The organism is Sphingomonas sp. 179-A 2A2 NHS (assembly GCF_045371305.1).
Taxonomy (GTDB): Bacteria; Pseudomonadota; Alphaproteobacteria; order Sphingomonadales; family Sphingomonadaceae; genus Sphingomonas.
In genome coordinates, this window is record NZ_JBIQDE010000004.1 from 466,089 (window position 1) to 484,454 (window position 18,366).

The 18,366-nt window shown below is 66.1% G+C and carries 17 protein-coding genes; 9 read left to right on the forward strand and 8 right to left on the reverse strand.

Features of this window, described 5'->3' with window-relative positions:
• The gene (locus ACH0AE_RS11760) at positions 1 to 1,356 is read right to left on the reverse strand and encodes a peptidylprolyl isomerase (RefSeq protein WP_294441630.1); all 1,356 of its coding nucleotides are present in this window, start codon (positions 1,354 to 1,356) and stop codon (positions 1 to 3) included.
• Between the two features lie 79 nt (positions 1,357 to 1,435).
• Complete coding sequence (locus ACH0AE_RS11765; RefSeq protein ID WP_294441542.1) at positions 1,436 to 3,688, reverse strand: LPS-assembly protein LptD; 2,253 nt, start codon at positions 3,686 to 3,688, stop codon at positions 1,436 to 1,438.
• Between the two features lie 146 nt (positions 3,689 to 3,834).
• On the opposite strand from ACH0AE_RS11765, the gene ACH0AE_RS11770 reads away from it, so the two are divergent.
• The 4 genes from ACH0AE_RS11770 to ACH0AE_RS11785 all read left to right on the forward strand — a co-directional run bounded on the left by ACH0AE_RS11770 (position 3,835) and on the right by ACH0AE_RS11785 (position 6,780).
• Positions 3,835 to 5,295, forward strand: coding sequence for a leucyl aminopeptidase (locus ACH0AE_RS11770; protein WP_294441541.1), 1,461 nt, complete (start codon positions 3,835 to 3,837; stop codon positions 5,293 to 5,295).
• A complete protein-coding gene (locus ACH0AE_RS11775; RefSeq protein WP_294441540.1) occupies positions 5,295 to 5,735 on the forward strand; it encodes a DNA polymerase III subunit chi in 441 nt (146 codons plus the stop codon). The genes ACH0AE_RS11770 and ACH0AE_RS11775 overlap by 1 nt, the downstream gene beginning before the upstream one ends.
• 93 nt (positions 5,736 to 5,828) lie before the next feature.
• Positions 5,829 to 6,251, forward strand: coding sequence for a nucleoside-diphosphate kinase (ndk, locus tag ACH0AE_RS11780; protein ID WP_294441539.1), 423 nt, complete (start codon positions 5,829 to 5,831; stop codon positions 6,249 to 6,251).
• A 4-nt stretch (positions 6,252 to 6,255) separates the two neighbouring features.
• Positions 6,256 to 6,780, forward strand: coding sequence for a GNAT family N-acetyltransferase (locus tag ACH0AE_RS11785; RefSeq protein WP_294441538.1), 525 nt, complete (start codon positions 6,256 to 6,258; stop codon positions 6,778 to 6,780).
• Here the strand turns inward: ACH0AE_RS11785 and ACH0AE_RS11790 are convergent.
• Genes ACH0AE_RS11790 through purM form a run of 4 tightly spaced genes read right to left on the reverse strand, consistent with a single transcriptional unit; the run spans position 6,777 to position 9,377 of the window.
• Positions 6,777 to 7,361, reverse strand: a complete 585-nt coding sequence (locus tag ACH0AE_RS11790; RefSeq protein ID WP_294441537.1) for a hypothetical protein — start codon at positions 7,359 to 7,361, stop codon at positions 6,777 to 6,779. The genes ACH0AE_RS11785 and ACH0AE_RS11790 overlap by 4 nt on opposite strands.
• A complete protein-coding gene (locus ACH0AE_RS11795; RefSeq protein WP_294441536.1) occupies positions 7,358 to 7,735 on the reverse strand; it encodes an MmcQ/YjbR family DNA-binding protein in 378 nt (125 codons plus the stop codon). The genes ACH0AE_RS11790 and ACH0AE_RS11795 overlap by 4 nt, the downstream gene beginning before the upstream one ends.
• Complete coding sequence (purN, locus tag ACH0AE_RS11800) at positions 7,732 to 8,289, reverse strand: phosphoribosylglycinamide formyltransferase (RefSeq protein ID WP_294441535.1); 558 nt, start codon at positions 8,287 to 8,289, stop codon at positions 7,732 to 7,734. The genes ACH0AE_RS11795 and purN overlap by 4 nt, the downstream gene beginning before the upstream one ends.
• Positions 8,286 to 9,377 carry a phosphoribosylformylglycinamidine cyclo-ligase gene (purM, locus tag ACH0AE_RS11805; protein ID WP_294441534.1) on the reverse strand — a complete coding sequence of 364 codons (1,092 nt, stop codon included), beginning with the start codon at positions 9,375 to 9,377 and terminating at the stop codon, positions 8,286 to 8,288. Before purM ends, purN begins: the two co-directional genes overlap by 4 nt.
• 65 nt (positions 9,378 to 9,442) lie before the next feature.
• On the opposite strand from purM, the gene ACH0AE_RS11810 reads away from it, so the two are divergent.
• From ACH0AE_RS11810 to ACH0AE_RS11825, 4 genes are read left to right on the forward strand one after another with little or no spacing between them, the layout of a single operon-like run.
• Positions 9,443 to 10,675, forward strand: a complete 1,233-nt coding sequence (locus tag ACH0AE_RS11810; protein ID WP_294441532.1) for a heavy-metal-associated domain-containing protein — start codon at positions 9,443 to 9,445, stop codon at positions 10,673 to 10,675.
• A 10-nt stretch (positions 10,676 to 10,685) separates the two neighbouring features.
• Entirely contained in the window at positions 10,686 to 11,306 is a 621-nt protein-coding gene (locus tag ACH0AE_RS11815) for an HdaA/DnaA family protein (protein WP_406875756.1), read from the forward strand.
• Positions 11,303 to 13,471, forward strand: coding sequence for an RNA degradosome polyphosphate kinase (locus tag ACH0AE_RS11820; RefSeq protein ID WP_294441529.1), 2,169 nt, complete (start codon positions 11,303 to 11,305; stop codon positions 13,469 to 13,471). Before ACH0AE_RS11815 ends, ACH0AE_RS11820 begins: the two co-directional genes overlap by 4 nt.
• Before the next feature lie 3 nt (positions 13,472 to 13,474).
• The gene (locus ACH0AE_RS11825) at positions 13,475 to 14,938 is read left to right on the forward strand and encodes a Ppx/GppA family phosphatase (RefSeq protein WP_294441528.1); all 1,464 of its coding nucleotides are present in this window, start codon (positions 13,475 to 13,477) and stop codon (positions 14,936 to 14,938) included.
• A 19-nt stretch (positions 14,939 to 14,957) separates the two neighbouring features.
• Here the strand turns inward: ACH0AE_RS11825 and ACH0AE_RS11830 are convergent, their stop codons facing one another.
• Positions 14,958 to 15,257 carry an I78 family peptidase inhibitor gene (locus ACH0AE_RS11830; RefSeq protein WP_294441527.1) on the reverse strand — a complete coding sequence of 100 codons (300 nt, stop codon included), beginning with the start codon at positions 15,255 to 15,257 and terminating at the stop codon, positions 14,958 to 14,960.
• Complete coding sequence (rnd, locus tag ACH0AE_RS11835; protein ID WP_294441526.1) at positions 15,254 to 16,429, reverse strand: ribonuclease D; 1,176 nt, start codon at positions 16,427 to 16,429, stop codon at positions 15,254 to 15,256. The genes ACH0AE_RS11830 and rnd overlap by 4 nt, the downstream gene beginning before the upstream one ends.
• Positions 16,430 to 16,524: 95 nt before the next feature.
• Here rnd and aspS point away from each other — a divergent pair, with 95 nt between their 5' ends.
• On the forward strand, positions 16,525 to 18,348 hold the full coding sequence (gene aspS, locus ACH0AE_RS11840; protein WP_294441525.1) for an aspartate--tRNA ligase: 1,824 nt from the start codon (positions 16,525 to 16,527) through the stop codon (positions 18,346 to 18,348).
• Positions 18,349 to 18,366: the final 18 nt, after the last annotated feature.

Below are 18,366 nucleotides of genomic sequence, written 5' to 3' on the forward strand. Positions count from 1 at the left end.
TCAGCGATACTCCACCACGGCGTCACGCCGCAAATCACGCAACGCCTGCTGCGCGCGCAGGTTCACCCGCTGCTGCTCCAGCTGGTTCTGGATTTGCTCCGCGCCCGGCAGCTGCCCACCGCTCACATCGTCGCGCCCACACAGCACCAGCGTCCGCACGCCCTCGCTCGGGTTACCGAACGGCGGGGTGGCCTGGCCAACCTGCAACTGGAGCATGATCTCCTGCAACGGGGCGGGCAGGTCACGCACGCGGATCGCGTCGTTCTGCACCACCTCGGCATTGATGTTCGCCGCTACCTTTTCCACCGTCCCGCAGCCCTGCAGCGTCGAGACCGTCTTGGCGAAATCGGCGGTACGCTTCGATGCCTGGGCCTGGGTGGTGCCCGGCGGAAACTTGATCGTCATCTGCTTCAGGCTGAGCTTCGCATCACGCGCGTTCGCCATCAGCACCTGCCGTTTGTCGACGAGATACAGGATCGAGAAACCGCCCGGCACCTGGATCGGGCCGATCACCTGCCCGACCTGCATCTGCGCCGCTGCCGTTGCCAGCTCCGGCGGCAGCTGCGCCGCGCGCACCCAGCCGAGGTCGCCGTTCACGCCGCGCGTCGACGCTTCGGAGAAGTTGCGCGCGAAATAGCCGAACGGCGCCTGGCCCTTCTGAATCTCGCCGATCAGCTGGCGCGCATTGGCGTAGACCTGCTCGGTCTGGTCCGGCGTCGCCGACAGGTAGATTTCGTTGAGGTGGAACTCCTCCGTCCCCTTGGCCGCCTCCAGACGATCCAGGATCGCCTTCACCTCTTCCTCGCCGACGTTGACGAACGGCTCGACGCGACGGCGCAGATAGCGTTGCCAGGCGAGCTCCGCCTCGATCTGCCGCAGAATGGACCGTTCGGAGGAGCCTTCGGAAATCAGGAACTTGCGAAACTCGTCGGGTGTGCGACCGAAATTCTTCGCGATCCGCTCGAAGCTCTGCGACAGCTCCTGCGGGCTGATCGTAACATCCGCCGTCTTCGCCTGCTGGATCTGCAGCACCTCGTCGATCAACTGGCGCAGCACCTGCAGCTTCAGGCGATCGGCTTCCTCGTCGGTCAGCTTGGCGTTGTTGGCGGCCTTGATCAGGCCCACGCGCTGGTCGACATCGGTGCCCGTGATGACATTGTCGTTGACGATCGCGGTCGCCTTGCGGACGTTCGGATCGACTTTCCCGAAGATCTGCAGGTTCTGCGGGATGTTGAGCCCCGTATTGTCCGGCAGCGACTGATCCTGTTCCACCTGCTGGCCAAATGCTGCCCCGGCAGCCGCCAGCGCCAACGTGATCCCCGCGAGGCGGCCGAACCGCGCCGCCTTCTTGCCCATCGTCGTCACTTGATAAGGAACCCTATATTGCGCGCCGTTTCGCTACCGCGGCACTGCCCGAATTCAGCTGAACGACGGCTTAGCGGCCGAGGTTCTTGAACGCCAGCGTCAACAGGAAGCTGTTGCCCCGGCGCGCATCGCCCGTCGTGCGATAGTCACGCCGCCATGTCACGCCGAGCGTCAGGCAGTCGTCCTCATATTGGACGCCCAGTCGATGCCGGATCGGATCGAAGCCGTCGGACAGCGAGAACACGTCATCGCTGCGGTCCGTCAGGTCGACCAGCGCCGAACCGAAGGCGGACCAGAAGCGGGCAAACTGCACGCGCCCGGCAACCCGGATTTCCTCGCGGTCCTGAAGGTCCTCCAGTTCCGCGATATCGCGATCGAGGCGCAGATAGCCGATCAGCGCATAGGTGCTGGTGGAGCCGACCGTCGCGTCGATCTCGTTGCGCCGAACGGACAAGCCGCTCTTGTCGAGACGATAGCGGTGGGTGAAGGACACCAGATCGCGGAAGCGGATAGTGGTCCGCCCCACGATGTCCGAGAAGCGATCGCTCAGCCCCGTGCCGGGCGGAAGGATCGTCGGCCGGTCATCCAGGCGATAGCTCTGCCCCACGACTGCGTCGGCGCTGAAGCCCGGCAGGTCGACCCGCCACTCAAGGCCATAAGTGGCGCGGGTCGAGTCTTCCCAACGGTCGTAGCCCGGGAAGCGGTTCAGCGCGAACAGGTTGGATTCCTCAAGATCGATGGCGCGCGAATCTTCATTCGGCACTTCCAGATTCTTGATCTTGGGGGACGCGACGATCTGCAGGCGAGGCGTCAGCTGCTGCGTGCCTTTGCCGAACGCCCCGATCAGCGGCCACCGCACGTCCACCGCTAGCGCCCCGACGGCCCGACCCTGGAAGCCCTCGATGCCGCGATAGGCGGCGATGTCGCTCAGCTGCGCGTGATCGGTGTGATACGCGTCTGCGCGGCCATAAGCGGTGAAGGTGATCTCCTGGCCCCAATTGGTCAGGCGACGCAGGTCCCACCGAACGCCCGCGAACGCCCGCTGCGTGTCCTGGCCGGCCTTCCGCCCCAGCGCCAGCGTGTTGAGCTGCAGCTGCACGGTGCCGCCCAGCACGTCTTCCCTGAACCGGTGGCGGTAATCGATTTCGGGAAGCGCCACCGGCTGCAGGCCTTGGCGCTCGCCGACGCGAAGCGTCTGCACGGCCCAGCCCGCCAGCGAGAAATAGCTGTTCTGATCGACCCGCTCGAGCGCGAAGGTCGTCCGCAGGCGGTCACCACCCCAGATATCGTAGCGACGCAGGAAGGTGCGGTCCGTCACCAGCCGCATCGATCCTGACAGGCTCCAGTTCGGATCCAGCTGGAAACGCCCGACGCCGTTCAGATAGCCACGGAATGCCCGTTCGGTGGACGAGGTGAAGCCGCTTGCCAGATCGTCGCTTCGCCGGCTGACGGTGCCATAGCCCGTGATACTGAACGCCCCGATCTCGTTCAGTTGCTGGTAGTTCGCCTCGATCATCGGCAGCACGTTCGTGTAGAAGTGCGGCGTGATGGTCGCGCTGCGGTTCGGCGCCAGGCGGAAGAAATAGGGCGTCGCCAGCTCCACGCCGTTCACGCGGTCATAGCTGATGATCGGGGCGAGCAGGCCGCTGGCATTCGCCTCGCCCACCGGATGCGAGAATTTCGGCAACGGGATGGAGGGCAGGCCGAACAGGTGGATCTGCGCGCCCGTGTAGTAAACGCGCTCGCGATCCGGGCGATACATCACGCGCACCGCCGTCACTTTCCAGGTCGGCTCCTTCGGGCAGCCTTCGGAATCGATCACTGAGCAGCCGGTATAGGCAGCGCGATCGAGCGATATGGTGCCGTCTTCCTGTCGAGTTCCTTTTTCTGCCGCCAGCCGGCCGCCACGCTGCAGCACCACCAGCATGTTGGCGACCATGCCGTCCTTCAGCGAATCGGTCAGCTCGATCGAATCGCCATAGGCTGTGTCGCCCTGGGGATTGGTGACCGCGATATTGCCGGTCGCGAGCACCTGGCCGGTCTTGCGGTTCCACACCACGCGATCGGCGCGCAATCGCTCGCCCGCGCGCAGCATCCTGACGTCGTTGGTGGCCGTGACGATGTCGGCCTCGTAGTCATATTCCAGCGTTCCCGCGCTGAAATTGACCTGCTCATCGTTGGCAGGCGCCGCTTCCGCTTCGAACGGCGGCGGATCGACGGGGCGGTTCTGCAGATCCTGCGCGCTCGCCGTTCCCGCGATCGCAAGCGCGGCGCACAGGGCCAGCGGTCGCGAGCAACTGGCCAGAAGGTCGAGACGCGTCACCCACTTACCCGCAAAACTGAAGCCCCCGTTCCGCTGCCGGAATGGCGCGGCGGTGTTGGCCCTATCGCATCGCAGGCGAGCGGCTGCAACGCTTTGCCACCGGCGATGCGAATCCCTAGATGCACTTCGATACAAAAGGATCTGTCATGAACGTTACCTTCGCCGCCTCGCGATCCGAGGCTTCATCGATCATCGCCTATCCCGTAACGAAAGACGGCGCCGAGAAGATCGCCGTCCCTGGCCTCGACGATGCTGCGCTAGCGCTGGTCGTCGCGGCGGCCTCCGGGCAGCGGTTCAAGGGCGAGGCGGGCAGCGTGGCCGAGGCTTACGTGCCGTCTGGTCGGGTGCTCCTGCTGGGCGTCGGCAGCGGTGACGATGCCGGTTACGAGCGGGCGGGCGGCGCACTCACCGCGCGGCTGCTCACCTCCGGCGTCACGGCCGTCACCGTTGATCTCTCCGGCACCCGCGCCACTGCCGAGGCGGCGGCGCGTCTCGCCGCGGGGGCGGCGCAGCGCGCATGGCGCTACGACGTGTACCGCACGAAGCTCCCCGCCGATGCGAAGCCGACGCTGACCGACATCACCATCGTCGGCGCGCCTGAGGGCATCGATGCCGCGTGGACGGCCCGAGACGCGGTGACCAAGGGGCTGGAACTCACCAAGACGCTTGTGACGCTGCCGGCCAACATCCTCTACCCGGACAGCTTCGTCGAACGGGTGACGAAGGACGTCGAAGGTCTGGGCCTCGAGATCACCGTCGTCGATGAAGCGGCGATGCAGGAACTTGGCATGGGTGCACTGCTTGGCGTTTCGCAGGGCTCGCGGCGTGAAGCGCGCATCCTCGCGCTGCGCTGGAACGGGGCAGGCGAGGGTGATCCTGCCGTGGCGCTCGTCGGCAAGGGGGTGACGTTCGACACCGGCGGCATCTCGATCAAGCCCGCCGGCGGCATGGAAGACATGAAGTGGGACATGGGCGGCGCTGGCGCCGTTGCCGGCACGATGAAGGCGCTCGCGCTGCGCAAGGCAAAAGCGAACGTCATCGGCGTCATGGGCCTCGTCGAGAATATGCCCGATGGCAATGCCCAGCGCCCGGGTGACGTCGTCACCTCCATGTCCGGCCAGACGATCGAGGTCATCAACACCGACGCCGAGGGTCGGCTTGTCTTGTGTGATTGCGTCACCTGGGTGCAGCGGACGCACAAAGTGAAGACGATCGTCGATCTCGCGACGCTCACCGGCGCGATGATCGTCAGCCTCGGCAACGAGATGGGCGGTCTCTTCGCCAATGACGATGCGCTTGCCGATCAGTTGCTCGCTGCAAGCGAGACGAGCGGCGACCTGCTGTGGCGCTTCCCGCTCTCCAGCGGCTACGACAAGCTGATCGACAGCCCGATCGCGGATATGAAGAACGTCGGCCCGCGCGGCGGCGGCTCGATCACCGCGGCACAGTTCATCCAGCGCTTCGTCGAGGACGGCGTGAAGTGGGCGCACCTCGACATCGCCGGCATGGTCTGGTCGGACAAGGACGGCCCGACCTGGGGCAAGGGCGCGACCGGCTACGGCGTGCGCATCCTCGACACCTTCATCGCCAGCAATTTCGAGGGCTGATGCAGGTCGACTTCTACCACCTGACCAGCATGCCGCTCGAGCGGGCGCTCCCGCGCATCGCCGAGCGCGTGCTGGCGGGTGGCGACCGGCTGGTGATCGTTTCATCAGACGAAAGCCAGCAGTCCTCGCTCGATCGGCTGCTCTGGGAATATACGCCGGAAAGCTTCCTGCCGCATGCGCGGGCAGGCACCGGCGACGACGCCGCGCAGCCGATCCTGATCGCGCCGGCGGTGACCGTCGCCAACGGCGCGAAGCACATCGCGCTGGTGGACGGCACCTGGCGCGACGACGCGCTAAGCTTCACCCGCGTCTTCCACTTCTTCGACGAGGACCGGATCGATGCCGCGCGCGCCGCGTGGAAGAGCCTCGCCGCCCATGCGGAGGTTGAGCGCCGCTACTGGAAACAGATCGAGGCGGGGAAGTGGGAACAGGCGGCCTGACGCTCCGCCGCGCAATGGTTGCGCTCGGGCCATCCCCCCGCTAACGCGCGCCGCAGTTTCCGACATTCTCATACACAGGAGCAAGCGACCATCATGGCCGCCACCCGTACCTTTTCGATCATCAAGCCCGATGCGACCCGTCGCAACCTGACCGGCGCCGTCACCAAGATGCTGGAGGAGGCCGGCCTGCGCGTCGTCGCTTCCAAGCGCATCCAGATGACCAAGGAGCAGGCCGAGGGCTTCTACGCGGTCCACAAGGAGCGCCCGTTCTTCAACGATCTCGTCTCGTTCATGATCTCGGGCCCGGTCGTGGTTCAGGTGCTCGAGGGCGAGAACGCCGTTCAGCGCAACCGTGACATCATGGGCGCGACGAACCCCGAGAACGCCGCGCCGGGCACGATCCGCAAGGAACTGGCCGAGTCGATCGAGGCGAACTCGGTCCATGGTTCGGATTCGGAAGAGAATGCAGCGATCGAGATCGCGTACTTCTTCAAGCCCGAAGAAATCGTCGGCTGATACGATGACCGGAAACTGGCGGCTGCGCCGCGCCACTGCCGCGGATGCGCCAGCGGTGTCGATGGTCGCGGCCGCCAGCTTCCTCGAGACCTTCGCCGGGATCCTCCCGGGCGCGGACATCATCGCGCATTGTACGCGCAACAGTTCGGTGGAAAAGTTCGCCGGCTGGGCAGGCGATCCCGCCAGCGTCGTGTCGCTCGCGACGCATCCGGAGGGTGACGCGCCGGTCGGCTATTCCGTCATCACCACGACTGATCTTCCACTGCCGCCGCAACCCGGCGACGTGGAACTGCGCCGTATCTACGCGCTGTCAATCACGCGCGGCACCGGCCTTGGCCACCGTTTGATGGCGCAGGCGATCAACGATGCACGTGCCTTGGGCGGCAAGCGCCTGCTGCTCGGCGTGCTGGGCACCAATCACGTCGCCCGCGCTTTCTATGAACGCGAAGGGTTCACGCTGGCCGGCACGCGCCGCTTTAACGTCGGCAGCGGCTGGTATGACGACGTGATCTACGCCCGGGCGCTTTAGCCGCCCAGCGCAGCCTTCCACAGCGCGTCGATGCGCTTCACGCTGCCGCCCGGCTCGCGCACCTGCGCAGACTCGATCGACAGCGTACGTCCGCCAATCAGCCGGCCATTGGTCCGCCACACGACATCGACGATCGCCTGCCCCTCTCTGGTTTTGTCGCCGACCCGGTAGCGGGTGGAGACGAGCACCGGCAGCCGCCCTTCGCGCTTGTCGGCGCCACCATCGGTGGCCTTCAGCACGGCGTCGGCAAACCAGTCCCGCTCGATCCGCGGCGTCGCTGGTCGCTGCTCCCTGATGGCGAGCGCGGTCGGGAAGCGGATCGTGGTCTCAAGCAGGTCATGCGCCGGATCGGTCAGGCGAACCTCTTTGCCGCCGTCTGCCAGTTCGGCATGAAGCGCCAATCGCGCCTCGGCGGCCAAGGCCGCCTGCGCCGCTACGACCTTCTCCTGCGCCTCGCTGCGCCGTTCTGACCAGTTCATCCAAAGCGTAAGCGCGCCGATGATAACGCCCGACACCGCGACGATCTCGGCAAGCGAAATCCACCGCCGCCGGGTTGCAGCCTGATCCGCCGTCTCGCTCATCGCCCGCCCATCTCCAGCAGCCGGCGCGGCGCGACGAGTTCCCAGCTCGTCGCGATCCGGTCGCTGACGCGGTCCCAGTCAGTGTCCGGTCGGTCGAGGCGCATCGCCACCCAGCCCGATGGCCCGAGGTATGCCGGCTTGAAATAGCAATTGGGGTCCGCCTCGATCAGCATCGCCTGTTCTTCGAGGCCACTGGTCTTCACCAGCACCGCCGTCTCGCCATCCCCGTGATGATCATGCCAGAAATAGGCGAAGAACTTGCCGTTCTCGATCAGGAAGCCGGGCTGTCCGTGTGACAGCCGCTCCACCGTCTCCGGCAATTCCAGCGCGATCTCCCGGATCCGCGCCAGTTGCTGCTCCGCCTCGTTCGTCATCGCTCCAGCCATTGTGCCAGAACGCGCGGATAAAGGCGATGCTCCTCCTCCAGTACGCGGGCGGCCAAGGCGTCCGGCGTATCGCCCGGCAGGATCGGCACCTCGGCCTGGCCAAGCACGTCGCCACCGTCGAGTTCCTCCGTCACCAGATGGACGGAGCAGCCTGCCACCAAATCGCCCGCCTCGATCGCACGCGCATGGGTGTCGAGCCCCTTGTACTTGGGCAGCAGGGACGGATGGATATTGACGATCCGCCCACGCCAGCGCGCGACGAAGGATTCCGAAAGCAGCCGCATATAGCCTGCAAGCGCCAAATATTCGGCGCCGGCGGCGCGAAGCGCGGCGTCCAGCGCATCTTCGTAAGCCGCCTTGCCAAGCTCCTTCGGCGATAGCGCGAACGTCGTAATCCCGCGCTCGCTTGCCCAGGCGAGCCCCGCCGCCTGTGGCTTGTCGGAGGCCACGATGACCACCTCGTAGGCGGCGCCGGCCCCTTCCACCAGCGCTTGCATGTTCGATCCGCGGCCCGAAATGAGGATGCCGACCTTCGCGGTCATGCGTTGTACGTCGCCGTCCACGCCTCGCGCGCGCTCCATGTCTCGGTCGAACCGGTGACGGTGCAGCCGCGCTGGCCTTCCTCGATCCTGCCGATGCGGAACACCTCTTCGCCGGCCGCCGTCAGGTCGGCCATCACCCCGTCAGCCGCATCCGCTGCGACGACCACGGCCATGCCGATCCCGCAGTTGAACGTGCGGGCCATTTCTTCCGGTTCGATTGCCCCCTGTGCCTGCAGGAACGCCATCAGGCGCGGCTGCCTCCAGGTATCGGCGTCGATTACCGCATGCGCGCCGGTCGGCAGCACTCGCGGGATATTCTCCAGCAATCCGCCCCCGGTGATATGGGCCAGCCCCTTGACCCGCCCGGCGGTGACGAGCGGCAACAGGCTCTTCACATAGATCCGGGTGGGAGCCATCAGCGCCTCGATCAGCAGCACCTCGGGGTCGAACAGTGCCGGGCGGTCGAGCTTCCAGCCCTTGTCGGCGGCAAGCCGGCGAACCAGCGAGAAGCCGTTCGAATGAACGCCGGAGGAGGCGAGGCCGAGAACCACGTCCCCGGCGGCGATGCCTGCGCCCGTCAGCACTCGGTCGCGCTCCACCGCACCGACGCAGAAGCCGGCGAGATCGTAATCGCCCGCTGCATACATGCCCGGCATTTCCGCGGTCTCGCCGCCAATCAGCGCGCAGCCGGCGATTCGGCAGCCTTCCGCGATCGAGGCGATCACCCGCTCGGCCACGGCCGCGTCAAGCTTCCCGGAAGCATAATAATCAAGGAAGAACAGCGGCTCCGCGCCCTGAACGATCAGGTCGTTCACGCACATCGCGACCAGGTCGATCCCGACGCCGTCGTGGCGATTGTGCTCGATCGCCAGCTTCAGCTTGGTGCCGACGCCGTCATTCGCCGCCACCAGCAGCGGGTCAGTGAAGCCGGCAGCCTTCAGATCGAAGAAGCCGCCGAAGCCGCCAAGGTCCGCATCCGCGCCCGGCCGCCGCGTCGCGCGTGCCAGCGGCGCGATCGCGCGCACCAGTGCATTGCCCGCCGCGATTGACACCCCGGCCTGTTCATATGTGTACCCGCTCTCGCTCATGCTGGCAGCGCCTAGCCACAACGCGCTTGGATTTCCACGCCTGCTTCGCCAAAAGGCGCTCGACCATGCGCCTCAAGCCACTGTTCCTTGTTCCCGCTGCCGTTGCCCTCGTGCTCGGTACCGGCGTCGGTCTTGCCCAGATCGAGGGTGGCGGCCGCGGAGTCGCACCGATCGACAGTTCCAGCGACTATGAAGTCTCCGGGATCCAGGTCGATGTCGCCGCCAAGGATGCGGATGCCGCCCGCCTCGGCGGCTGGCGCCTCGCCCAGCGCAAGGCCTGGGTGCAGCTGTCGCGCCGGCTGGGCGCGGGCGGCGGCCTCGTCCCGGATTCGACGCTCGATTCGGTCGTGTCCGGCATCGTCGTCGAGAATGAGCAGATCGGCCCGAAGCGCTATGTCGCAAAGCTCGGCGTCCTGTTTGACCGTAATCGCGCCGGGGCGATGCTGGGCATCTCCAACTATGTGATGCGTTCGCCGCCGATGGTGGTGATCCCCATTGTATGGTCGGGCGGCGTCGCGACCGGCTTCGAACAGCGCACGCTCTGGCAGGAAGCCTGGGCGCGGTATCGCACCGGCGGCTCGGCCATCGATTATATCCGCCCGACGGGCACCGGCCCCGATCCACTGTTGCTGAACCTCGGCCAGGCGCAGCGTCCCGGTCGCGGTTGGTGGCGTGCCGTACTCGATCAATATGGCGGGTCGGACGTGCTGATGCCGACCGTAAAGCTTTACCGGCAATGGCCGGGTGGCCCGGTCATCGCTGTCTTCCAGGCCCGTCAGGGCCCTGACAACCGCTTGCTCAGCCAGTTCACCCTTCGCGTCGGCAGCGTCGCCGGTATTCCGGCGCTTCTCGATGCCGGGGTGAAGCGGCTCGACGAGGCATATCAATCTGCGCTGCGCGCCGGCTATCTGAAGAGCGATCCCGGCCTTTCCTACGTCCCGCCCACCGAAGAGCCGGCGGAGGATGACGAGGGCGGCGAGACGATCGTCACTGACGAGCCGATCCGCGCCACGGTCGGGATCTCAGTCCAGTTCGATACGCCCGCCGTGGGCGCTGTCACCGCTACCGAATCGGCGCTGCGCGGTGTTCCGGGCGTGACGGCCGCCAACACCAGCAGTCTCGCACTTGGCGGCATTTCGGTGATGGCGGTGGCCTATGCCGGCACGCCGGAGGCGTTCAAGGCCGCGCTCGAGGCGCGTGGCTGGCAGGTGTTCGGATCGGGCACCACGCTACGCATCCGCCGCGCGCCGCGCCTGTTGCCGCCGGACATCACGACCGACAACGTCACCGGCGGATGATGGGGCAGGAATGAGCCAGATCGCGCTTCCGCTGGCCTGGCCGGCTGATCCGCGCGACGACGAGTTTCTGGTCACGCCGTCCAACGCCCGCGCCGCACAGGTGCTCGATCACTGGGCAACGTGGCCGGTGCGCACGGCGCTTCTCGTCGGTCCGCGAAAGTCCGGCCGCAGCCTGCTCGCGCGCATCTTTGCGGCGAAGAGCGGCGGCGCGATCATCGACGATGGTCAGGCGCGGGACGAGGAGGAGCTGTTTCACGCCTGGAACCGCGCCCAGGCCGATCGTCGTCCGCTGCTGATCGTCGCCGATCGGGCGCCGCCCGATTGGTCTATCACGCTCCCGGATCTTCGCTCCCGACTGGGGGCTACGCCGGTTGCTGAGATCGGCGCCCCGGACGACGCGCTGATGCACGCGCTTCTCGAGCGTAAGTTCGCGCAGCGCGGCCTCGACGCGCGGCCGGACCTCATCGAATGGCTGGTGGCCCGGATCGAACGGAGTCATCTGGCTGTCATAAGAACCGTGGATGCGCTCGATCAGGAGGCGATGGAGAGCAGAAAACGACTCACCATCCCTCTGGCACGGACCACGCTGGCGGCTGCGGCGTTGATCCCGCAACCGCCGGAGGCACAATGACCCGATCCGTCCGCCAGGTCCGCCTGGATGCTGATGACGATCCGTTCGAGGAACGCTCGACCGACCGCTATTTCAACCGCGAGCTGTCGTGGCTCGCGTTCAATCGCCGCGTGCTGGAGGAAGCGTGCAATCCTGCCCATCCGCTGCTCGAGCGACTGCGCTTCCTGTCCATCTCCGGCTCCAACCTGGACGAGTTCTTCATGGTGCGTGTTGCCGGCTTGAAAGGCCAGCAACTGCAGGAGGTTGAGGCGCGTTCTGCCGATGGCCTGACACCATCCCAGCAGCTCGCACCGATCACTACCGAGGCCGACGACCTGCTCGCAAGCCAGGAAAATGTCTGGCGCGACATCCGCCATGCGCTGGCCGATGCCGGCATCCATGTGCTCGGCTCCAGCAAGATCGACGCTGCACTGTCGCCGGAGGAGATCGCCTGGCTGCAGACCCATTTCCGCGAGCAGCTTTTCCCCGTCTTGACGCCGCAGGCACTCGATCCCGCGCACCCGTTCCCGTTCCTCCCCAACAAGGGGCTGGCCGTGATGTTCGACCTCGTCCGCATCTCGGACGAGGAGCCGATTCGTGAGCTCGTCATGGTGCCAAGCGGGATGCAGCGCTTCATCCGCATTCCGGGAGACGAGGCGCGCTATGTCGCGGTCGAATCGATCATCAAGCGTTTCTCGCCGATGCTCTTCCCCGGCTACCGCGTCGAGGGCGCGGCCGAGTTCCGCGTCCTGCGAGATAGCGACATCGAGCTTGAGGAGGAGGCGGAGGATCTCGTCCGCTACTTCGCCAATGCGATCAAGCGCCGCCGCCGCGGCCGCGTGATCCGGCTGGAGCTTGAGACCGGCATGCCGGAATCGCTCTCCACGGTGCTCCGGGAAGAACTGGGCGAAAGCGCGCTCGTCAGCGAATCCGGCTCGTTCCTCGGGATCGGCGATCTCGAGCAGATCGTCGAGGAAGACCGGCCGGACTTGAAGTTCGTTCCCTTCGTCCCGCGTTTTCCCGAACGTATCCGGGAGTTTAGCGGCGATTGCTTCGCTGCGATTCGAGCCAAGGACATCATCGTCCATCACCCGTACGAGACGTTCGACGTCGTTCTCGCCTTCCTGAAGCAGGCCGCCAACGATCCCGATGTCGTTGCGATCAAGCAGACGCTGTATCGCGCCGGCAAGCAGTCCGCTGTCATCAACGCGCTGATCCAGGCCGCCGAGGCGGGCAAGTCGGTGACCGCCGTGGTCGAGCTGAAGGCGCGCTTCGACGAGGAACAGAACCTTCTCTGGGCCTCGGCGCTGGAGCGGGCAGGGGTGCAGGTCGTCTACGGCTTCATCGACTGGAAGACGCACGCCAAGGTGTCCATGGTGGTCCGGCGCGAGGCCGGCCAGTTCCGCACCTACTGCCACTTCGGCACCGGCAATTATCACCCGGTCACCGCTAAAATTTATACCGATCTCAGCTTCTTCACCGCCAATCCTGCGATCGGGCGTGATGCGGCGCGGATGTTCAACTACATCACCGGCTATGTCGAGCCGGAGGACATGGAACGGGTCGTTCTCTCCCCCCGGTCGCTACGCACGCGGCTGCTGGAAGAGATCGACGCCGAGATCGCGCACGCACAGGCCGGTCGGCCGGCGGTCATCTGGGCGAAGATGAACAGCCTCGTCGACCCGGCGATTATCGACAAGCTCTACGAAGCAAGCAGCGCGGGGGTCCAGATCGAGCTTATCGTCCGCGGCATCTGCTGCCTTCGTCCTCGCCTTCCGGGACTATCGGACAATATCCGCGTCAAATCGATCGTCGGCCGCTTCCTGGAGCACAGCCGCATCTCGGTCTTCGGCAATGGCGCGCGGCTGCCCAACGATGGCGCGCACGTGTACATTTCATCCGCCGACTGGATGCCGCGCAACTTCGATCGCCGGGTCGAATATATGCTGCCGATCGATAACCAGACGGTCCACGATCAGGTGCTCGATCAGGTCATGGTCGCGAACCTCATCGACAATGAACAAAGCTGGGAGCTTCACGCCGATGGCAGCTACACGCGCACAGCTCCCGGCGACAAGCCATTCAATCTGCATCGATATTTCATGACCAACCCGTCGCTGTCCGGTCGCGGTGCCGCGCTGGCCGAAGGCGGCGAGGTGCCCACCCTGTCGCTGCGTCAGGGTTGATCGGTGGACGGCACGCGCACCGCCATCATCGACATCGGGTCCAATTCGATCCGCCTGGTCGTCTATCAGGGGCCGGTCCGGCTTCCGGCGATCCTGTTCAACGAAAAGGTCCTGGCCGGCCTCGGGCGCAGCCTCGCGCAGACCGGCGCCATCGACGAGCCTTCGCTGGCGTTAGCTACCGCTGCCCTTGCCCGCTTCGCGGCGCTGGCGCGAGAAATGGCATGTGACACCGTCCGCACCGTCGCCACCGCGGCGGTGCGGGATGCGTCCAACGGCGACGCGCTCATCGCGCGCGCCAACGATCTTGGGCTCGCGGTCGAATTGCTCTCCGGTGAAGAGGAGGCGCACGCCGCTGGCCACGGCGTTCTTTCCGCCATTCCGGATGCTGACGGCGTCGTCGGCGATCTCGGCGGCGGCAGTCTTGAACTCGTCCGCGTGTCAGGCGGGGCAATCCGCGCTCATTCGTCCTTTCCGCTCGGCGTGCTCCGTCTCGCGGAGCTTCGCGCCAAGCCGGGCTTCGACCGCCGCGTGGCAAGGATCCTGGCAGAGGCCGGCTGGCAGGGGGCGGGGACCGGCCGACCGCTCTACCTCGTAGGTGGCTCCTGGCGCTCGCTGGCCCGAGTGGACATCCATGACCGCCGCTATCCGCTGCCGATCCTGCATGAATATCGCATGTCGGCGGATCGCATCCAGTTGCTCCGCCGCAAGCTTGCCGCCGTTGACCGGGCATGGCTGAAGGCGGTGCCGAACCTCTCGGGCGGCCGCGCTGCAACGCTCTCCGCAGCGACGGACGTTCTCGCCGCCGTGCTGCCAGTTCTGGGATCCAGCGACACGATTGTTTCCGCGTTCGGCTTGCGTGAGGGCCTGCTCCACCAGCGCCTGACGCCGGCGCAGGCGCGGCTTGATCCCCTGATCGTCGCCGCGCGGGACGAGGGCCGACGGCTCGGTCGCTTCCCTGAACACGGCGACCTGATCGATCGCTGGATCGCGCCCTTGTTCGAAGATGATGCGCCGCGCGACCGCCGCTTGCGGCAGGTGGCGTGCCTGCTCGCCGACACCAGCTGGCGCGCCAACCCGGAGTTTCGCGTCGAGCTCGGCATCGAGACCGCGCTTCACGGCAATTGGGTGGGAATCGACGCACGCGGCCGCGCGATGGTGGCTGCCGCGCTCGCCGCCAGCCTTGGCGGCAATCCGCCGTACAATCGCGTGATCACCGCGCTTGCGAGCCCCGGGGAGCTCGCCCGCGCCACGGCCTGGGGCCTCGCCATCCGCCTTGCGCAGCGCCTGTCAGGCGGGCTCGCTGGCCCGCTTGAGCGCACCGGCATCGGCGTGCGTGGCGGCGTGATCGAGTTTCAGTGGCGCGGGGCTGATCGCGCGCTCGGCGGCGAGTCGGTTGAAAAGCGCCTTCGTGCGCTCAGCAACGCTATGGGGCTGCCGACGGTGACGCGGGACGTTCAGCCCGCCTGACCGGCCGCCGCCGGGCGGATCAGCCGCAGGAAAGCTTCACGATTGTGCCGGCCTCGTCGGTCTCGATGTTCAGCCGGTCATGGCGATAGTCCATCGTCACCGGTGATCCGCTGACATAGGCGCGCACCGTCGCTGCCCCGGCGCGCCGCATGGCGTCCGCACGGCTCGCTTCCAGCGGTTTGCCGATCAGGTCCTGCACTGCTGCCGCGTCGCAGCCTGCTGCCGGCGTGCTCGCCGCCGGCTTCGCATCGATGGTCGCGCAGGCGGCAACGGCACTGGTCGCCGAGGCCATCATCAAGGCAATACCGACCGTCTTCATTCTGCCGCTCCCGTGCGCGTCATCTTCAGCTTGCCGTCGACCACCGCGAAGCCAAGCCGTCCCTCCACCAGATCCAGCGCGTCGCGCCCGAACTGGTCGAACCGCCAACCGGTCAGGATTGCGAGATGTTCCCGCTGCCCCGCGGCCAGCGCCTCCAGTTCCTCGCTGCGGGCCAGCAGGCGGGAGGCAACGTCGATGTCGCGCGCACGGATCTTCAGCAGCAGCTTCAGCAGGTCGGCGACGAGCGCGCCGTCCTTGCCCAGGCCGGGCTTCCGGTCCTCGCGCGGCGGCATCTCGTCGGCCGGCAGCGGCTCGGCGCCCTCGATCGCCGCCATCAGCCTTTTGCCGATATCGTTCGATCCCCAGGTGGCGGATAGCCCGCGCACCTTCACCAGATCGGCCTGCTTGCGCGGCGGATGGCCTGCGAGCTCCGCGATCGTCTCGTCCTTCACGATGCGGCCGCGCGGCAGATCCTTCGAGCGCGCTTCGAGCTCGCGCCATCGGGCGATCGCCTTCAGCCGGCCGAGCACGTCCGCCCGCCGCCCCGAAATGCGCACGCGCTTCCACGCGAGGTCGGGATCGTTGGCATAGTTGGACGGATCGCCCAGTCGCTCCATTTCCTGGTCCAGCCAGGCGCCGCGGCCCGTATTCTTCAACCGCTCCAGCATCCGCGGGAAGATCTTGGACAGGTGCGTCACGTCGCCGATCGCATAATCCACCTGCCGCTGGTCCAGCGGCCGGCGCGACCAGTCGGTGAACCGCGCGCCCTTGTCGATGGTGATGCCAAGCCAGCTGTCGACCAGGTTCGAATAGCCGATCTGTTCCCCCTGGCCGAGCGCCATTGCCGCCACCTGCGTGTCGAACAGCGGGTGCGGCGTCTTGCCCGTCAGATTGTAGATGATCTCAAGATCCTGCCCGCCGGCATGGAAGACCTTCAGCACCTCGTCATTGTTGACGAGCAGGTCGAGCAGCGGCTGCAGGTCCAATCCCGGGGCCATCGGATCGATCGCTGCGGCTTCTTCGGTATCGGCGATCTGGATCAGGCAGAGCTCGGGCCAGTAGGTGTTCTCGCGCATGAATTCCGTGTCGACGCAGACAAATGGAGCGTCGGCCAGGCGGGCGCAGAGATTGGCGAGCGTCGCGCTATCGGTGATGAGGGGGTGAACATGCATAAGCGGCGCCCCATAGCTCCACGCGCGCGGGTTGACAAAGAGGGGATGGAAGGGGAGGGGCGCGGCCTTTCCAATGGTAATTAGAGACCGCGGCCATGCACGCCTATCGTACGCACACCTGCGCCCAGCTTGATGCCGACAATGTCGGCCAAGACGTTCGCCTTTCGGGGTGGGTTCACCGCAAGCGTGACCATGGCGGTGTGCTCTTCGTCGACCTTCGCGATCATTACGGCATCACCCAGATCGTCGCCGACAGCGACTCGCCGGCGCTGCCGACGCTGGAGGCGCTGCGTGTCGAGTCGGTCGTCACGATTGACGGCGTGGTGAAGGCGCGCGCCGAGGGGACGGTGAACCCGAACCTCGCCACTGGCGAGATCGAGGTATTCGCCCGCGCGGCAACGGTGCAGAGCCACGCGCAGGAACTGCCGATGCCGGTCGCCGGCGAGCAGGAATATCCGGAGGACATTCGCCTTCGCTACCGCTTCCTCGATCTGCGCCGTGAGAAGCTGCACGCGAACATCATGCTGCGCTCCAGCGTCATCGCCTCGATCCGGCGCCGCATGGTCGATCAGGGCTTCACCGAATTCCAGACGCCGATCCTGACCGCATCGTCGCCGGAAGGCGCGCGCGACTATCTTGTCCCCAGCCGCGTCCACCCGGGCAAGTTCTACGCGCTCCCGCAGGCGCCGCAGATGTTCAAGCAGCTGCTGATGGTCGCCGGCTTCGATCGCTATTTCCAGATCGCGCCCTGCTTCCGTGACGAGGATGCCCGCGCCGACCGCTCGCCCGGCGAGTTCTACCAGCTCGATTTCGAGATGAGCTACGTCACGCAGGACGATGTCTTCGCCGCGATCGAGCCGGTGCTGCACGGCGTGTTCGAGGAATTCGCCAACTGGCAGGGCAAGGGCCGCACCGTCAGCCCGCTGCCGTTCAAGCGCATCCCGTACCGCGAATCGATGCTGAAATACGGCAACGACAAGCCCGATCTACGCAATCCGCTCATCATCTCTGACGTGTCGAGCCACTTCGTCGGCTCAGGCTTCGGCCGCTTCGCCTCGATCGTTGACGCTGGCGACGTGGTACGCGCCATTCCCGCGCCGAACACGGCCGACAAGAGCCGCAAGTTCTTCGACGATATGAACAGCTGGGCACAGGGCGAAGGCTTCCCGGGCCTTGGCTATGCCACGCGCAAGGGCGGCGAATGGGGTGGCCCGATCGCCAAGAACCACGGCGAAGAGAAGATGAACGCGCTCGCCGATGCACTTGGCCTCGGCCCGGACGACGGTCTCTTCTTCGCCGCCGGCAAGGAAGCGCAGGCAGCGAAGCTCGCCGGCCTCGCGCGCACCCGCGTCGCCGAGCAGCTCGACCTCATCGACAAGAGCCGCTTCGAATTCTGCTGGATCGTCGACTTCCCGATGTTCGAGTATGACGAGGAAGCGAAGAAGATCGACTTCAGCCACAATCCCTTCTCGATGCCGCAGGGCGAGCTGGAGGCGCTGGAGACCAAGGATCCGCTCGACATCCTCGCCTATCAGTATGACATCGTCTGCAACGGCATCGAGCTGTCGTCGGGCGCGATCCGGAATCATCGTCCGGAGATCATGTACAAGGCGTTCGAGATTGCCGGCTATTCGCAGGCCGATGTCGACACAGACTTTGCGGGCATGATCAACGCGTTCAAATATGGCGCGCCCCCGCACGGCGGCTCCGCGCCCGGCATCGACCGTATCGTCATGCTGCTCGCCGACGAGCCGAACATCCGCGAAGTCATCGTTTTCCCGATGACGCAGAAGGCGGAGGATCTGATGATGGGCGCGCCCAACTTCGCCACCGCCAAGCAACTGCGCGAGCTCAATATTCGCGTGACGGCGGAGCAGCCCAAGGACGTGACGAAGGCGGTCGCCCCAGACGCGGGCTGATCTTTCGCTGGAACTCGG

Excerpts from the sequence above, each read along its gene's own strand:
- ACH0AE_RS11810 (WP_294441532.1), top strand. The coding sequence starts at position 9,443 with ATGCGCCTCAAGCCACTGTTCCTTGTTCCCGCTGCCGTTGCCCTCGTG.
- rnd (WP_294441526.1), bottom strand. The coding sequence starts at position 16,429 with ATGCATGTTCACCCCCTCATCACCGATAGCGCGACGCTCGCCAATCTC.
- purN (WP_294441535.1), bottom strand. The coding sequence starts at position 8,289 with ATGACCGCGAAGGTCGGCATCCTCATTTCGGGCCGCGGATCGAACATG.
- ACH0AE_RS11830 (WP_294441527.1), bottom strand. The coding sequence starts at position 15,257 with ATGAAGACGGTCGGTATTGCCTTGATGATGGCCTCGGCGACCAGTGCC.
- aspS (WP_294441525.1), top strand. The coding sequence starts at position 16,525 with ATGCACGCCTATCGTACGCACACCTGCGCCCAGCTTGATGCCGACAAT.
- ACH0AE_RS11785 (WP_294441538.1), top strand. The coding sequence starts at position 6,256 with ATGACCGGAAACTGGCGGCTGCGCCGCGCCACTGCCGCGGATGCGCCA.
- ACH0AE_RS11760 (WP_294441630.1), bottom strand. The coding sequence starts at position 1,356 with ATGGGCAAGAAGGCGGCGCGGTTCGGCCGCCTCGCGGGGATCACGTTG.
- ACH0AE_RS11775 (WP_294441540.1), top strand. The coding sequence starts at position 5,295 with ATGCAGGTCGACTTCTACCACCTGACCAGCATGCCGCTCGAGCGGGCG.
- ACH0AE_RS11820 (WP_294441529.1), top strand. The coding sequence starts at position 11,303 with ATGACCCGATCCGTCCGCCAGGTCCGCCTGGATGCTGATGACGATCCG.
- ACH0AE_RS11815 (WP_406875756.1), top strand. The coding sequence starts at position 10,686 with ATGAGCCAGATCGCGCTTCCGCTGGCCTGGCCGGCTGATCCGCGCGAC.
- ACH0AE_RS11795 (WP_294441536.1), bottom strand. The coding sequence starts at position 7,735 with ATGACGAACGAGGCGGAGCAGCAACTGGCGCGGATCCGGGAGATCGCG.
- ACH0AE_RS11770 (WP_294441541.1), top strand. The coding sequence starts at position 3,835 with ATGAACGTTACCTTCGCCGCCTCGCGATCCGAGGCTTCATCGATCATC.
- ACH0AE_RS11790 (WP_294441537.1), bottom strand. The coding sequence starts at position 7,361 with ATGAGCGAGACGGCGGATCAGGCTGCAACCCGGCGGCGGTGGATTTCG.
- purM (WP_294441534.1), bottom strand. The coding sequence starts at position 9,377 with ATGAGCGAGAGCGGGTACACATATGAACAGGCCGGGGTGTCAATCGCG.
- ndk (WP_294441539.1), top strand. The coding sequence starts at position 5,829 with ATGGCCGCCACCCGTACCTTTTCGATCATCAAGCCCGATGCGACCCGT.